We start from the raw sequence: 14,613 nt of genomic DNA, 5'->3' as shown, positions 1-14,613 counted from the left end.
TTTTTATAATTTAATACTCGACCAAGCGGCTTGATACGCATCGTCTAAATGTTGTTTTGTAATTTTAAAATCCCCGCGTTTGTGGGCATTTAATAAAAAGGCTAAAGGGTAAATACTGTAAGCATACAATATGTGATGCGATACTGGTTTTATAATTTGCTCTGAAATACCGCGATCCCATAAGTCGAGTAGGGGCTTTAAATTCTGAATCCCTTCTAGTCTGCTTTCCGCATCAATCATCGGTGTGTTTTCGCATTGCGATAAGAAAAACCCTTTTTCAATATCCTTTAATTTATAGTCGGCCATCCGTCTCCAAACCAATTCAAAACCTGCTTCGATAGATAAATCCGATTTGTAAGTCTCGAAAGCAAACGTCATATATTCTGCTTTCACTTCTTTGTAAACCTGATTAATAAGGTCTTGCTTATTTTCGAAATACAGGTAAATAGTGGCTGGCGAGACATTTGCCATTTTAGCAATTTTAGCCATAGGAGCAGCGTGGAACCCTTGATTGTTCACCAAATTAATGGTGGCCTTTACAAGCGCAGCACGTTTAATTTCACTCTTTTTTAAAACTGGCATATATTCTATATTTATAGTACAAATGTATAAAAAAAGAATAAACATTCATTTTTTTGGAATATATTTAAGATGAGTTTAACGTTATTTTTAAAATCAACTCTAAAATTTTAAAACAATACTATATATTTAGGAATTAAACTAAAACAAACAACACACATGAATAAAATAGTAACCTTTGGCGAAGTCTTAATGCGCCTGTCACCATTAGGCAATAAGAAGATGAAGCAAACCAATTTATTAGAGTATTACTTTGGAGGCACAGAGATTAACGTCGGAATTTCCTTGGCCAATTTCGGAAATAAAGTAAAACACATTTCCTGTATTTCAGACGATTTTATAGGCGAAACCGCCATAGGCTATTTAAGACAATACAATGTAGATACCCGCGATATTTATCGAACACACCGCCCAATGGGCATGTATTTTCTAGAAGTGGGTGCGGTTATGCGCCCGAGTACCATAGCCTATAACCGTTCTAATTCTGCGTTTTCTGGGGTGACTCCAGATATGGTTGATTGGGATAAAGCCTTGAATAAATGCAACTGGTTTCATTGGACGGGAATTACACCCGGATTATCGCAAGGCGCGTACGATACCTTAAAAGCAGGTTTAATTGCCGCCAAAGCCAAAGGGATAACTGTGTCTTCAGATCCGACATACCGAAGCGGATTATGGAAATATGGTGTAGATGCCAAAGATGCCATTCAAGATTTAATGCAGTACGTAAATATCTTTAATGGTGGTATAGACGAAATTAACGGCATACTAGGAACAGATTATGGTTACGATAACGAAGATTTTATTTCAGCCAGTAAAGAACTGATAGAAAAGTATCCGAATATTGAAAAGGTATTCGATAAGATTAGAATCTCTATAAATGCCTCATGGCAGAAAATTAAAGGCCGTATGTGGAATGGTATAGAATTTAAAGAAACCAACGCCATAGAAATTACACATATTGTAGACCGTATTGGAACTGGCGATGCATTTGCTGCAGGATTAATTTACGGACTTTTAAACTTCGACGATTATAAAGCTATGGAATTTGCAAGTGCAGCCTGTGCATTAAAACATACATTTCCTGGCGATATCAATTATGCCACAGTAAAAGATGTAGAACATTTATTATCTGGAAATACTGGCGGACGAGTAAATCGTTAAAAGAAAAAGGGTACGAGCGTACTCTTAATTTTCTATTTTACATAATATAAATTATAGAACATATTATAATAATTAACGGAATGGCGCTATTTCGCGCTATTTGACATAATTACAGATATAACAACACCTAAGTGTTTTATAGCGTTAGTGATTATGTACAAATTAATTGTGGGTTCTTTCTTGAAGTTGGTTATACGATTACAACGGTGTTCGAGCGGAGTCGAGAACAAAAAATTATCCTAATCCATTCGTGCTATCATACTTAATTGCGCATTATTTCCAGAAATGATTTAAACGATTACAACGCGATAGATTGTACTTGCGTATAAATCGCGTATTTGGTAAAATGTATAGGGAATTTTGTTTTATGGGATTCTCGTAAATTGAATTATATATTAGATTTCGTGAAGTAAATGTTTAGGTAATCTTTACTTTTTCTTCTTCTTCTGGTTTTATTACATTCAATTTAACTTTTGAAGATTTAAATAAAGGAGTACTTGAATTTGGTGTTATTAGTGGCATTTTAACTTTTAGAATTACTGGCATTGGAAAATCTACTCCCATTAAAATTGCTTCACCAGCTCCTAAAACAGGTAGAAAAGCTAAAGTATCTCTACTTGCTGTTGAACAAGCATTTGCAACAGCTTCCTTATCTTGATAATTGATTAATCTATGAGAAATAAATGTTCCCATTTGGCTTAATGTTCCATTCGGAATGTCTCTTGGCATTTGAGTTGCTATACATAAAAACAAACCATATTTTCTACATTCTTTGGCAATACTATCTATTGAATTTAAGTCTGTTGATTCAAAATATTCATCTTTAACCTTTTTATTTAAAAACTGATGAGCTTCATCTATAAAAAAGATTAAAGGATTATCTTTAAACCTAATAGATCTAGCTTCTTCTAATAAATACTTGCCTATTGCATTTGATAAAATTTCTCTAGCTTGAAAATCAAAACCAACAAATTCAAAATTAATTCTTAATAAATTTTTGTCTGTATTTATAAAATTATTTATTGTTTCTATTAATTCTCCTTTATCATTTTTTTGCTTATTAAAACCAAATAATGACTCGAATTTAGAATTATGGACAAGATTATTTATTCTTAAAATAAGGCTAACACAATTGTTTAGATGGTTGTCATTGCGTCTTCCCCATTTCTTTTTGTCGTCAAAATCAACATCATAAATACATTCATTAACAATTTGATTTGACAAAGATTTTATATCAAAATCTGATTTAATACTTTCTATTTCATCTATAAACTGATTATAAACTCTATTAAAAGGTCTCATTAATTGCATAGACTTAAAAATAGTATCATCCTTTATTATTATATGTTCTCTTAATTGACCATCTATTTTTATTGAATAAGTATTTCTATCTACTTCAATAATAAAATCATTATCAACGTGTGTTTTTAAAATCCGAAGAATTTTTAATGATTTAATAGCTTCCAATAATTTAGGTGATTGAACCTGTCCAGAAGGCCTTAACAAAACAAACAAATCACTTATAGCCAAATTAGTATAATGGAAAAATGAATCTATAGATAATTTGGATGACTTCTCAGAAAAACTCTCTTTATCAAACTTGCTATACTCACCCGTAGAATCTATTATTATTGTTTTTGTTTGATTATTTACAACTCCTTCTATTAATTTACTTATAGTATAACTTTTTCCACCTCCAGTAGTTCCAACTATCGCACAATGCCTTCCAAATAGTGCTTGTTGTGAAAGCTCTACCGTAGTAGATTTATCATAGGTTAAATAACCAAAATCAATTGTTGGAGCATCTTTTTTATGCTCTTCTTTAACTCCAAAACCTTTAAAATAATTTTTAATAAATTCAGATGAACAAATAAATACTTTAGCTCCTATTACAGGTAATGAATTCAAACCTTTATCGATTTTTGAGGGATTGAATATCTCAAATGATAATAATATTTCAATCTTTCCTGTAGGATGAAACTCTTTAGTATTAAAAGATTTTTCACTTAATTCTAAACGTTCTTTTTCTGGTAAATTTAATTCTAGAATTTTCCCTAAAAAACCAAATTGCTCTCCCTCAATTACTACGTAGTTACCGACTAATCCTCCTTTTAATTGCTCTCCATAAAAAGAGAATGATTTCATAAGTACTGAAGAAGGGAAATGAATCTTTACAAACTGAGGTGTAACTTGATTTATATATCCTATAAAATGAGTGTGATTAAACGGACTTATATTAGACATTAGGAGATATATTATTATTTATTATAATTTTTTTAGTATCCTCATGATTATAAGATTTTAAATCTGGGTAGTGTTCTGCAAAATCAGCAAACTTTTCATCTACTAACGCTATATTATTATAATTTTTAGCAGCCTCAAAAAAGGGTTTGAAACTTTCAGACCAATCATCAATTCCCTTGTTTACAACCATAAGTTGAAAACTCGGATTTTGCTCTAAAGCCTCTATTATCGCAGAAACTATATGCTTATCATTGAAACTAAATCCAATACAAATTAGCAAAACATTGTCATTTCTTAAACTTTGCTGGAAACGTGACATCATTTCAAAGAAAGGCTGATCATATGAGCTTTCATACTTGCTGTCTTTTGGATAAATCATTAAAGGGGCTTCAACATTATCTTTTTGATAAATATCATCACCATTCTTTTCCCAATCAATTGAACCGTGTGGTTTGTATAGATGAAAAACCTTATTTATAAAATTATCTTCCTCTTTAACTCTACTTGAGTTTCTTGATACTATATCATAATCAAAGTTTCGTCCACTAAATTTTCTTGGAATAGAAAATGAAAAACCATCTATAATTGTGTAATTACTATTTCTAGCAGCTTGTTCAAATAAAGTATCATAATTTAAAGTAAAAATTTTAATTCTAGGGGCTGTTACTTTCCTTTTTGTAATTTTATCTAAAAAAAACTTATGAGGACTATTTTCAGGTAAAGTTAGTGTGCAATTTATTTTTATAACTGTCTCTACTGTTTTGATAATTTCATCTATTTTAATTGGATCGGTGCCTTCCTCTGGTGCATCAACCTTATAATTTTTTGCAATATTAGCTATCGACAATAGTTTCTCGAGATTTTTTATTCGAGTATCTTTCTTTTCGTTACGATCGGTATAACCAACTAAATCGCAAAACCTTTCTAGTATTGGTAATGTGATTTTAATTTCTACATCATCCCATAATTGAGATAGTAATCTTCCCTGATTTGTTTCTCCAATTCCTACAGAAGAACCTGCTCCTGTTAATACTGATAAATTTTCAAATTGATTGTTTAAAAATTGCTCATACATATTACGCTTAGACTTAATTGCGTAATCCATTTTGTTGGGATTATCTTCCTCTTTGAACTCATGTATAGAACCATTTATTAATACATTTTCAATCTCATTTTCTGTTCCATCTTTAATTTGAATAGCAACAGATTTTTTACCGTTTAGGTATAAATATTTCATTAATAAAATATATTAAATTATTAAGTGTAACTACTTTAAAAAAAACACCATAAGAGTATATTAATTTATGTTTGGGAGAATTTAAATATACTAAAATTTAACAAGTAATTCATTGTCAAATAATAAACGCAATAATATATGGTCAACAAATACCAAACGGAACCTCCTCCTACTCCTCTCCTACATTCCTTCGAGGATTCTCCATAAAACCCCTTATTTTACGAGGAATTCCCGAACAATCCCCGAAGCACATTCGAGTAAACACCTTGATAATCAACCCTTTTACCGCTTTAAAATCTGTTTCCCTTGATGATTTAGTTGTTTTTTTTCTTATCTTAGAATGGTGTAACACATTAAATATCAGAGATATGGCGACATTAAATCAAGGGATTCTGGGTGGCTTTTCAGGAAAAGTTGGTCCTGTAGTAGGTAGCAATTGGCGGGGTAAAAATGTACTGCGGTCGGCACCCACTAAATCTACTAAACCCATTAGTCCAGCCCAGCAACGACAACGCGATAAGTTTAAATGTGTACTTCAGTTTTTAACGCCCATAAAAGGGATACTTACCGAAACCTTTGGTGTTGCTGTGGGCAGTAAATCGCCTTTTAATCAGGCCATGTCTTACCATATGAGAGAGGCGGTACAACAAACACCTACAAGATTTTCCATGGACTATAATAAGGTGCTGGTGGGTATGGGCGGGTTATGCGGCTTAGAACAGCCAGTAGTGCAAACTGCTCCGGCACATGCACTGACTATCACGTGGCAAGATAACAGCGCCCAAGGACTAGCTTACCCAACCGATGCTTTTTTAGCAGTGGCCTACGCGCCTGCTTTACATCGTTTCGCATATTTTGAGGCGCAAAGCCTACGCGAAAACGGACAGGATGTGCTTGATTTTGAAACGGATTTTCATGGCGAAAGCGTACATCTATGGGCAACCTTTAGGAATACGAACTCTGGTAATACAGCCACTAGTAAGTATTTGGGGGATTATGTGGTGTGATGGGTGATTGAGGTGTGTGGTGTTCTCGAGGCCGCTCGAACTCCCTGTAAAACTCAGGACTTGATAAAACTGGTCTTCGAGCGGAGTCGAGAAGTATAGTGAGATGCTTACGAAGTTTTACTAGAAATTTTGTTATTTTAAAGGAAAATCATTAAAGAAAACGAAGCGTTATAACATAATTATTGTTCTCGACTCCGCTCGAACGCCCTGAAGCTTAAATTATGATTTTAATGGTCTTCGAGTAGCTTGTATTGAGTGCTGTTGAAGTAGTGTCGAGAAGCCTTCACTATATTAAAACGTAAAAGCATTGACATAAATACCAATAAAGAAAATGAATTGATATAACAACACTCTTGTTCTCGACAAACTTCGTTTGCTAGTTTCAAAAGAATCTTACTATTCTTTCTCACTAATGCTCGAACACCCTGAAACATGTGTTATGATTTTAACGGTCTTCTAGTAGCTTGTATTTTAAATAAACCTAAGAATTTAAAACAGTAACGAAATCATAGTTCTCGACAAATTTTGTTTGCTAGTTTCGAAAGAATCTTACTATTCTATCTCACTAATGCTCGAACACCCTGAAGTGGTCTTTTGAATAGTCTGAAGTACCATCAATCGGCTCCGGCATATACTATGTAGTTTATTTACGTAATACCTGATTCACAAAGGCTCTCGTCATAAGGTCTACATAGTGTGTTACACGCCGTATGGCATCATTTAAATCTTCAGCATGATTCGTAATCGCATCTGCATACGTAATGCCTAAGTCTTGCAAGTTATGTTGTTCCAAATCGATATGTCCAAAAAACGCCGCGACGTTTATATGCTGTTTTTTAGCCGATGTTAAAACACCTTGTAATGTTTTTCCAGAGAGGGTTTGGGTATCTAAATGTCCTTCACCCGTAATAATCCAATCGGCATCTTGTATTAGCGTATCAAACTGAGCGATGTCTTTAATCAGTTGAATCCCGGGTACTAATGTTCCCTTTAAAAAAGCGACTGCTCCTGCGCCTAGTCCGCCAGCCGCGCCCGCACCTTTTATATTTTGTACATTCAAAATAAAGTGCCGATTTAATACCGTGGAAAACCGTTGCAGTCCTTGGTCGAGATGCCGTATATCAGCAGTGCTTGCCCCTTTTTGCTTAGCATATACATAGGCAGCGCCATCGGGTCCGTATAACGGATTGGTAACATCGCAAGCGATTTTAAAGGAGATGTGTTTTAATCTGGAATCGACTAAAGTATCGTCTATAGTTGTTATATCCGTTAGGGATTTACCAATGGGTTTAAGCTCGTGCTTATGTTGGTCTAAGAACCGATACCCTAAAGCTGTAGCCATTCCGATACCGCTGTCGTTTGTCGCACTGCCTCCAATCCCTAAAATAATATGTTGTGCACCTTGGTCTATAGCATGAAGTATAAGCTGACCGGTTCCAAAAGTGGTGGTCTCCATGCAACGCTGTTCTTCTGTGGCTAAACACTTTAAACCAGAGGCTTCGGCCATTTCAATATAAGCGGTTTTAGAGGATTCGGCATACAGGTAATGGGCTGAAATGGGGTTTCCTATAGGGTTACTGACTTCAACACATATGATTTCACCATTTAAATAATAATTCACCACATCTATAGTCCCGTCACCACCATCGGCTAAAGGCGCCTTAATGACTTCGACCTGTTCTATGGATTCTAAAATGGATGCTACACCATGGCAAAATTCGAATCCGGTAAGCGAGCCCTTAAATTTATCTGGTGCTAAAACAATTTTCATAACGTGTATTAAAAAAAGAGACACTATAAAGATAACTTACATCTTTATCACATGCGCCACAACACCCTGAACTTTAAAATCGGTGGTTAAAATAATGGGCTGATGCTTCAAATTCGTGGAATGTGGTTTTAACACCACCGTGCTTCCGTTATGTCTGAATTCCTTTACCGTGGCTTCGTCGTCTATTAGGGCGAGAACCAAATCTCCAGTTTCGGCAGTCTGTTGGCGTTTAATGAGTAGTAAGTCGCCACTATCAATGCCTTTCGTATTCATAGAATCTCCTGTTGCTCTTAATAGAAAGTAATCAGATGGAGTTTTAACCAATTGTGTTGCTATAGGGATTTGCGCTTCAATATGTTCTTCGGCAAATACAGGCAATCCGCAGGCTACCGCTCCGATTAAGGGAATGTTTACGGTATCACTTTCAACCGTGTTGGGAAATACTGCTTTGTTTACATCTAATAAATCTCTGGCCTCAACGTGCAGAATATTAGCAATCTCGTACAATAATTCTAAGCTGGGTTGCCTCCTATTTTGCACGTAAGCATTCACCATATTATAACTCTTATTTAGCTTTTCGGCCAACCAGGTTTGCTTGATGCCTTTATCTTCTAATACCTCCTTAATACGATTCATAATCAATGGGTTGATTTCCAGATACAAATATACATAATTACACAATAGTATATCATATTATGAGATACTTATTGTTACTATAATGCGATTATTTTAATATACAACGCCTTTTTTATAAGATTAAGTTGTAGCTTTGCGCCTTAAACTTAAACACTTAAGTATGTCTTTTGAACGTGTACAAGAAAAGCTAAATATCCTTGCAGATGCTGCCAAATACGATGTGTCTTGCTCCTCTAGTGGTAGCAACAGAACCAATACCAATAAGGGCTTAGGAAATGCTTCTAATTCGGGGATTTGCCATACGTATACCGAAGATGGTCGTTGTGTGTCCTTGTTAAAAATACTACTTACCAACCATTGTATTTTCGATTGTGCCTATTGTGTCACCCGAAAAAGCAACGATATTAAACGGGCGGCTTTTCAGGTGCAAGAGGTCGTGGATTTAACTATAAACTTTTATAGACGAAATTATATTGAAGGCCTTTTTCTGAGTTCAGGGATTTTTAAAAGCGCCGATTATACCATGGAACGCTTAGTGTCTGTGGCCAAAAAATTGCGATTAGAAGAAAACTTTAATGGCTATATTCATTTAAAATCTATTCCCGGAGCCAGTGACGAGCTTATGCGGGAAGCGGGTTTGTATGCCGATCGCCTGAGTGTGAATATTGAAATTCCGACAGAACAGGGCTTAAAACTTCTGGCTCCAGATAAAAACAGAGCGGATTTTATTAAACCTATGGAAAAGGTTAAAAATGAAATCATTCAATATAAAAGCGAAAAGAAACTGATTAAAAATACGCCTAAATATGCGCCTGCTGGGCAAAGTACGCAAATGATTGTGGGTGCAAGTGGCGAAAACGACATGCAAATCATGTACACCTCCAATTACTTTTATAAAAACTTTAATTTAAAACGGGTGTACTATTCCGGTTATGTGCCTATTAGTTACGATACACGTCTACCGCAAATTGGAACACCTGTGCCTATGTTACGCGAAAACAGACTGTATCAGACCGATTGGTTGTTGCGCTTTTATGGATTTAATATTGAGGAAATTCTTAATGAACAGCATCAGCATTTAGATTTAGATATCGATCCGAAACTGGGTTGGGCATTACGCAATTTACACGAATTTCCGGTAGATGTGAATAAAGCCGATAAACGCATGTTGGCAAGAATTCCGGGATTGGGAATGAAATCGGTATTTAAAATATTACATGCAAGACGTTACAGACAGCTCAATTGGGACCATTTAAAAGCCATTGGCGTGTCTTTAAATCGGGCGCAATATTTCTTGATTTGTGCCTCAAACCAATTTGAAACGCGTGATTTAACTGCTGAAAAAATTAAAGGTTTAATCTTACAAAACACCAAGAGTAAATATACCAGCATGCTTAGTAACCAATTAAATCTTTTTGGATAGTCGCTTAGTATGGAAACCTCTCTAATATACGATAGCTCGTTCGATGGCTTCTTAACAGCGGTATTTACCGCGTTCGAGATGAAATTAAAAACAGTGACTATAGTTACTGCAACACGATTTCAGCACCCTTTATTTGGTAGTTCTGAAACAGTGATTACCGACCAAGAAAAAGCAAATCGGGTGTGGCATGGTTTAAAAAAGAAAATGAGTGCGAACGAGTTGCGTCGTTTTTATTATGCCTTTTTAAGTGAAAAATCCACGGTGGAAGACACTTTATTTCAAGCCATGATATACGTATTTGCATCTACTACCAACGTGGCATCAGATTTTACGAACGCGCATATTTTAGAAGTCTCAAAACTTACCAAAAACGTCGGACGAGAAAAACATAGAATGGAAGCGTTTGTGAGATTTAAACTGACCAAAGATGGGATTTATTTTGCGAATATTGAACCCGATTTTAATGTGTTACCACTCATCAAAAATCATTTTAAAAAACGTTATGCCGACCAAAAATGGCTGATTTACGATTTAAAACGGAAGTACGGTATTTATTACAACTTAGAACAAGTAGATATAATTACGTTGGAGTTTGATGCGGATTTCGATCCGTCTAAAACCTCCTCGGATCTATTCGCTGACATCGAATTGGAGTTTCAGCAATTGTGGAACGACTATTTTAAAAGCACCAACATTGCATCTCGGAAAAACATGAAACTCCATATTCAACATGTGCCGAAGCGCTATTGGAAATATTTAAGTGAAAAACAGTAAGTATTTACATTTTTCGATTGACATCCATTATATTAATAGAAGTAAAGTATTATATCATAATTCTTGTTCTCGACTCCGCTCGAACACCTTGGATAACGAAATATGTTTTAAACGGTTTTCGAGCATTAGTGAGAAAGCATAGTAGGATGCTTACGAAGCTAGCAAACGAAGTATGACGAGAAGTATGTATTATTTTAAAACTCTAGGACACATTAAATTATAGGCATCCATTATATTAAAAGATATAAGACAATATAATTAAATCACTGTTCTCGACTCTACTTCGACTGCGCTCAGTACAAGCTGCTCGAACACTATAGAAAACAAAACAAGATTTAAAACGGTCTTCGAGCGAAGTCGAGAAGCTTGTGTTGTCTTAACAAACTAAAATTCACTAAAGTGGAAAGATCTATAATTTTAAAAGATATAAGACAATATAATTAAATCACTGTTCTCGACTCCGCTCGAACATCCTTGGAACAAGACATGGGATTAATAATACAATCTGAAATCAAGTAACTTACAAGCGGCATAATGTTTTTGATGTAATTCTTCTACAACATCAAACATATTATCGTCTTCATTAAATAAATTAAAAAACGCTTGATCCAGGTTTAAGCTATCTATGCCATTATAAGCATTACCATAGCCAGAAAGCCCTTTGGCACCTGTTATATCTATAAAGTATTGCGCTTCTTCTTCGTCTAAATCTAGAATTTTCGCATTTGAAAAGTGTAAAATCTTGCCTTGTAAACGGCCTTCAAAAAGTTCGGCTATCTCTTGTAAACTATAATGGTAGTCATTTAAACAAATTGTGTTGGCTGCTCCAGACATCACCAGGTAAATGATTTCATAATCATTAAAATGATGATCATCCAGAACCAAAGTATTTAGGCTCTCCTCTAACCCTTCTATAGTATCGCATGTTTTATAGATACTGGCAATACCAAATTTCTGAACCAAATGTTCCAAGCTTTCTCGCGCCTTAGTACCTGTGTCGGTATCTATATCATCTACGCCTTCTAAGCAGTAAATAAAATACTCTGAATCTATTAATTGATGATGTGGATTTGGGGATTGTTTTTCTAACAAGATTTTTGAATTTATGCGAGGTATATGTGCTGCAAAATTAAAACAACGCTTTTAATCTTTGAAGAGTTTTTTAGATAAATTTAGGTATTGAACTAGAGACGACGCTGTTGTATACTTCTCGACAAACTTCGTGTACTAGTTACGTCACGTTCTAACATTTCCTTCTCAACTCCGCTCGAAGATTGTATAAATAACGTATTGGTTCTTCATGGTGTTCGAGCAGCTTGTATTGAGCGCAGTCGAAGTAATACCGAGAACAAAACATCATTATTAACACGTCTTAAATCATTAAATCAGCAGATGTATAACACAAAAAAAAGCCTACCAAATGGTAAGCTTTTTAAATCTTTAACTGTACTTAAGTTTATTCGTCTTCGTCTATCAATAAATTTAGAGTCACTGTAATATTATCGCGAGTGGCTTTACTAAACGGACACATTTCATGAGCTTTTTCAATTAAGTCTTCTCCGGTTTCTAAATCAACTCCAGGGATATAAGAATCTAAAGTAGCTTCAAGGAAAAATCCTTCTTTGTCTTTACAGAACCCGATAATAGCCGTAACACTTAGAGCCTCTTCGTCAATTTCAATACCTTCACTTTTGGCTACAGCTTGAAGAGCACCTCCAAAACATGCGGCATAAGCAGCACCGAATAATTGTTCAGGATTAGCTCCTGCTCCACCACTACCGCCCATAGATTCTGGAACTGACAAGTTAAAATCTACTGGACTGTGATCAGATTTTACATGTCCTGCTCTTCCTCCTGTTGCAACCGTAGTTGCTTCATATAATGTTTTCATTGTTTCCGTTTTTTAAATTTAAAGATTAAATATAACACCATATTCATTTTTAATTAAGAGAAATATCATAAAATTCTATTAAATTACTTGAAATCGGATGGATCTTCTAAGGGTTTTAATTTTTAAGCTATAAAACGTGATAGATTATATAATAGGTTTCAATACTTATATTTCTGTAAAGATTTCAGCTTCTGATAATCTAGACTTCGGTGTTTTATCGGTTACATTGAAATCGGATGCATCTCTATATCCTATAGACACAGCAACTAAGGCAGTATATCCTTTTTCTCTTAATCCGAATTCTTCATCCAATGCTTTTACATCTATCCCTTCCATAGGTGTAGCATCGATTCCTAAACTTGCAACTCCCAATAAAAAGTTACCAATATTTAAATACACTTGCTTTTCCATCCAATGCTGAAGGTCTTTTAAATCGTATTTATGAATGCCAGCAAATGCTTTCACCGCACCTAAGAATCCGTTTTTTATATCATCATTCGGGAAGCGTCCATCTTGGTCTTCTGTATCTGCTATATGCTGAAAGTATGCATCATCGGCATCTGTTTTTACGCAAAACAAAACCACAGCAGAGGCATTTGTAACTTTAGGTTCATTAAATTGAAAGAATCCTTGTGTTCCTTTTGCCATACGTGCTTTCCCTTCTGCAGTTTCAGCAATTATAAAATGCCAAGGTTGAAGGTTTACACTAGAAGGGCTCATTCTAAGTACATGTTTTACTTGTGCCATATCCGCTTCAGAAATGGTCTTAGTAGTGTCAAATGCTTTAGTGGTGTATCTCCAGTTTAGTGTGTCTTGTAAATTCATTTTTATAGGTGTTAAATAATACTATCATTTTTATAGTGACAAAAGTATGTATAGCATTTAAATCTCACAATAACGGTCGAAAATGATAGTATAAATATAAAAACTCAATTTACTGATTAACAGTGTTTTGTTGTGAAATATTTTTACTATAAAAAATATAGTTGTTTGCTTTTATATAGTGTTATACCTTTGCAGAATAAAAAAGAAAACGATGTATACATTTAAAGGTAAAGACTACCCGTGTTGCGCCAGTTTAACTATGGGCGTTATTGGTGGAAAATGGAAAACAGTTATACTATTCCATTTAATTAAAGGTCCGCTTAGATATAACGAATTACGCAAAGAGATGCCAACAGTCACCGAGCGTACCTTGAGTTTACAACTTAAAACTTTAGAAGAAGATGGTGTTATTAAGCGAAAAGTGTACACTACTAAACCGCCTTTAAAAGTAGAATATTCGTTAACCGATTTTGGTAAAACCTTAATTCCGGTTATTCAATCTATAGCCGATTGGGGCGTTTCTGTCGTGGATAACAAACACTTAATGGTCAAGTAAAATCTTGAAATTACACACACTTATACTATGAATACTCTAATACAACACATTCCTGTTATAGATTTAGACAGAGAGCCGGTAGATTTAATCTCGGCTTATAGAAATAAAATCTTGCTTATAATTATCTATAATAACGATTGTCTGGGTTGCACGGGTCGTGCTATTCCGTTGGCATACGAATTTCAGCAGACCTTCCCTTCTATTCAAGTGATTGGGATACATGCGGATTTTAAAAATAGAGAAGGCAACAAAGACACTATTAAAGCCGTGTTTACAAGTGGCGAAGTGCCGTTTCCTATTTATATAGACCAGCACCATAAAGTCTTCGACCAATTTAATGCTGAAGGCACACCACAATGGTTACTTATTTCCGAACAAGGTGAATTGTTTCGCTCTATTTTCGGCTCTCAAGATAATGCGCAGAATAGATTGCATTATGCGTTAGAAAGTCTTGTACATGGCGATGATACCAACTAAAAAACGCTCGAGGTAATCTAAATAGATAA

14 protein-coding genes and 1 pseudogene are annotated in these 14,613 nt (G+C 34.9%); 6 read left to right on the top strand and 9 right to left on the bottom strand.

Going from position 1 to position 14,613, the window contains the following annotated elements; genetic code table 11:
* Positions 1–3 precede the first annotated feature (3 nt).
* The gene (locus BN863_RS08215) at positions 4–582 is read right to left on the bottom strand and encodes a TetR/AcrR family transcriptional regulator (protein WP_038529477.1); all 579 of its coding nucleotides are present in this window, start codon (positions 580–582) and stop codon (positions 4–6) included.
* A 156-nt stretch (positions 583–738) separates the two neighbouring features.
* Here BN863_RS08215 and BN863_RS08210 point away from each other — a divergent pair, with 156 nt between their 5' ends.
* Positions 739–1,743, top strand: a complete 1,005-nt coding sequence (locus tag BN863_RS08210) for a sugar kinase (RefSeq protein WP_038529475.1) — start codon at positions 739–741, stop codon at positions 1,741–1,743.
* A gap of 417 nt (positions 1,744–2,160) precedes the next feature.
* Here the strand turns inward: BN863_RS08210 and BN863_RS08205 are convergent, their stop codons facing one another.
* Positions 2,161–3,987 carry an ATP-binding protein gene (locus tag BN863_RS08205; RefSeq protein ID WP_038529473.1) on the bottom strand — a complete coding sequence of 609 codons (1,827 nt, stop codon included), beginning with the start codon at positions 3,985–3,987 and terminating at the stop codon, positions 2,161–2,163.
* Positions 3,980–5,224, bottom strand: coding sequence for an SIR2 family protein (locus BN863_RS08200; protein ID WP_038529471.1), 1,245 nt, complete (start codon positions 5,222–5,224; stop codon positions 3,980–3,982). The genes BN863_RS08205 and BN863_RS08200 overlap by 8 nt, the downstream gene beginning before the upstream one ends.
* A gap of 368 nt (positions 5,225–5,592) precedes the next feature.
* On the opposite strand from BN863_RS08200, the gene BN863_RS17995 reads away from it, so the two are divergent.
* On the top strand, positions 5,593–6,231 hold the full coding sequence (locus BN863_RS17995) for a DUF6266 family protein (RefSeq protein ID WP_051774624.1): 639 nt from the start codon (positions 5,593–5,595) through the stop codon (positions 6,229–6,231).
* Between the two features lie 643 nt (positions 6,232–6,874).
* Here BN863_RS17995 and BN863_RS08190 read toward each other — a convergent pair.
* From BN863_RS08190 to BN863_RS18765, 3 genes and pseudogenes are all read right to left on the bottom strand, one after another.
* Positions 6,875–8,002, bottom strand: a complete 1,128-nt coding sequence (locus BN863_RS08190; RefSeq protein ID WP_038529469.1) for a glycerate kinase — start codon at positions 8,000–8,002, stop codon at positions 6,875–6,877.
* 36 nt (positions 8,003–8,038) lie between these two features.
* Positions 8,039–8,488 (bottom strand): transcriptional repressor LexA, encoded by a 450-nt coding sequence (gene lexA, locus BN863_RS18770; RefSeq protein WP_262486729.1) that lies wholly within the window; start codon positions 8,486–8,488, stop codon positions 8,039–8,041.
* Positions 8,462–8,638, bottom strand: a pseudogene (locus BN863_RS18765) (helix-turn-helix transcriptional regulator); the annotation flags it as partial. The pseudogene BN863_RS18765 and the gene lexA, both read right to left, overlap by 27 nt.
* A 160-nt stretch (positions 8,639–8,798) precedes the next feature.
* Between BN863_RS18765 and BN863_RS08175 the strand changes: the two are divergent.
* Complete coding sequence (locus BN863_RS08175; protein ID WP_038529467.1) at positions 8,799–10,061, top strand: putative DNA modification/repair radical SAM protein; 1,263 nt, start codon at positions 8,799–8,801, stop codon at positions 10,059–10,061.
* A 9-nt stretch (positions 10,062–10,070) separates the two neighbouring features.
* Complete coding sequence (locus BN863_RS08170) at positions 10,071–10,835, top strand: TIGR03915 family putative DNA repair protein (protein WP_038529465.1); 765 nt, start codon at positions 10,071–10,073, stop codon at positions 10,833–10,835.
* A gap of 492 nt (positions 10,836–11,327) precedes the next feature.
* Here the strand turns inward: BN863_RS08170 and BN863_RS08165 are convergent, their stop codons facing one another.
* The 3 genes from BN863_RS08165 to BN863_RS08155 all read right to left on the bottom strand — a co-directional run bounded on the left by BN863_RS08165 (position 11,328) and on the right by BN863_RS08155 (position 13,551).
* Positions 11,328–11,927: a DUF6642 family protein gene (locus tag BN863_RS08165; protein WP_038529463.1), complete on the bottom strand. Its 600-nt coding sequence runs from the start codon at positions 11,925–11,927 to the stop codon at positions 11,328–11,330.
* Between the two features lie 364 nt (positions 11,928–12,291).
* Positions 12,292–12,726: an Ohr family peroxiredoxin gene (locus tag BN863_RS08160; RefSeq protein ID WP_038529461.1), complete on the bottom strand. Its 435-nt coding sequence runs from the start codon at positions 12,724–12,726 to the stop codon at positions 12,292–12,294.
* 165 nt (positions 12,727–12,891) lie between these two features.
* Positions 12,892–13,551: an oxygen-insensitive NAD(P)H-dependent nitroreductase NfsB gene (locus BN863_RS08155; RefSeq protein WP_038529459.1), complete on the bottom strand. Its 660-nt coding sequence runs from the start codon at positions 13,549–13,551 to the stop codon at positions 12,892–12,894.
* A 211-nt stretch (positions 13,552–13,762) separates the two neighbouring features.
* Here BN863_RS08155 and BN863_RS08150 point away from each other — a divergent pair, with 211 nt between their 5' ends.
* The gene (locus tag BN863_RS08150; protein WP_084817494.1) at positions 13,763–14,107 is read left to right on the top strand and encodes a winged helix-turn-helix transcriptional regulator; all 345 of its coding nucleotides are present in this window, start codon (positions 13,763–13,765) and stop codon (positions 14,105–14,107) included.
* Between the two features lie 27 nt (positions 14,108–14,134).
* Entirely contained in the window at positions 14,135–14,584 is a 450-nt protein-coding gene (locus BN863_RS08145) for a TlpA family protein disulfide reductase (protein ID WP_038529457.1), read from the top strand.
* Positions 14,585–14,613 lie beyond the last annotated feature (29 nt).

It is taken from the genome of Formosa agariphila KMM 3901, from assembly GCF_000723205.1.
In the GTDB taxonomy this organism is placed as follows: domain Bacteria; phylum Bacteroidota; class Bacteroidia; order Flavobacteriales; family Flavobacteriaceae; genus Formosa; species Formosa agariphila.
Note: the sequence above shows the minus strand (reverse complement) of the source record. Positions and strands in the feature narration are given on the sequence as shown.

Excerpts from the sequence above, each read along its gene's own strand:
- BN863_RS08215 (WP_038529477.1), bottom strand. The coding sequence starts at position 582 with ATGCCAGTTTTAAAAAAGAGTGAAATTAAACGTGCTGCGCTTGTAAAG.
- BN863_RS08210 (WP_038529475.1), top strand. The coding sequence starts at position 739 with ATGAATAAAATAGTAACCTTTGGCGAAGTCTTAATGCGCCTGTCACCA.
- BN863_RS08205 (WP_038529473.1), bottom strand. The coding sequence starts at position 3,987 with ATGTCTAATATAAGTCCGTTTAATCACACTCATTTTATAGGATATATA.
- BN863_RS08200 (WP_038529471.1), bottom strand. The coding sequence starts at position 5,224 with ATGAAATATTTATACCTAAACGGTAAAAAATCTGTTGCTATTCAAATT.
- BN863_RS17995 (WP_051774624.1), top strand. The coding sequence starts at position 5,593 with ATGGCGACATTAAATCAAGGGATTCTGGGTGGCTTTTCAGGAAAAGTT.
- BN863_RS08190 (WP_038529469.1), bottom strand. The coding sequence starts at position 8,002 with ATGAAAATTGTTTTAGCACCAGATAAATTTAAGGGCTCGCTTACCGGA.
- BN863_RS08175 (WP_038529467.1), top strand. The coding sequence starts at position 8,799 with ATGTCTTTTGAACGTGTACAAGAAAAGCTAAATATCCTTGCAGATGCT.
- BN863_RS08170 (WP_038529465.1), top strand. The coding sequence starts at position 10,071 with ATGGAAACCTCTCTAATATACGATAGCTCGTTCGATGGCTTCTTAACA.
- BN863_RS08160 (WP_038529461.1), bottom strand. The coding sequence starts at position 12,726 with ATGAAAACATTATATGAAGCAACTACGGTTGCAACAGGAGGAAGAGCA.
- BN863_RS08155 (WP_038529459.1), bottom strand. The coding sequence starts at position 13,551 with ATGAATTTACAAGACACACTAAACTGGAGATACACCACTAAAGCATTT.
- BN863_RS08150 (WP_084817494.1), top strand. The coding sequence starts at position 13,763 with ATGTATACATTTAAAGGTAAAGACTACCCGTGTTGCGCCAGTTTAACT.
- BN863_RS08145 (WP_038529457.1), top strand. The coding sequence starts at position 14,135 with ATGAATACTCTAATACAACACATTCCTGTTATAGATTTAGACAGAGAG.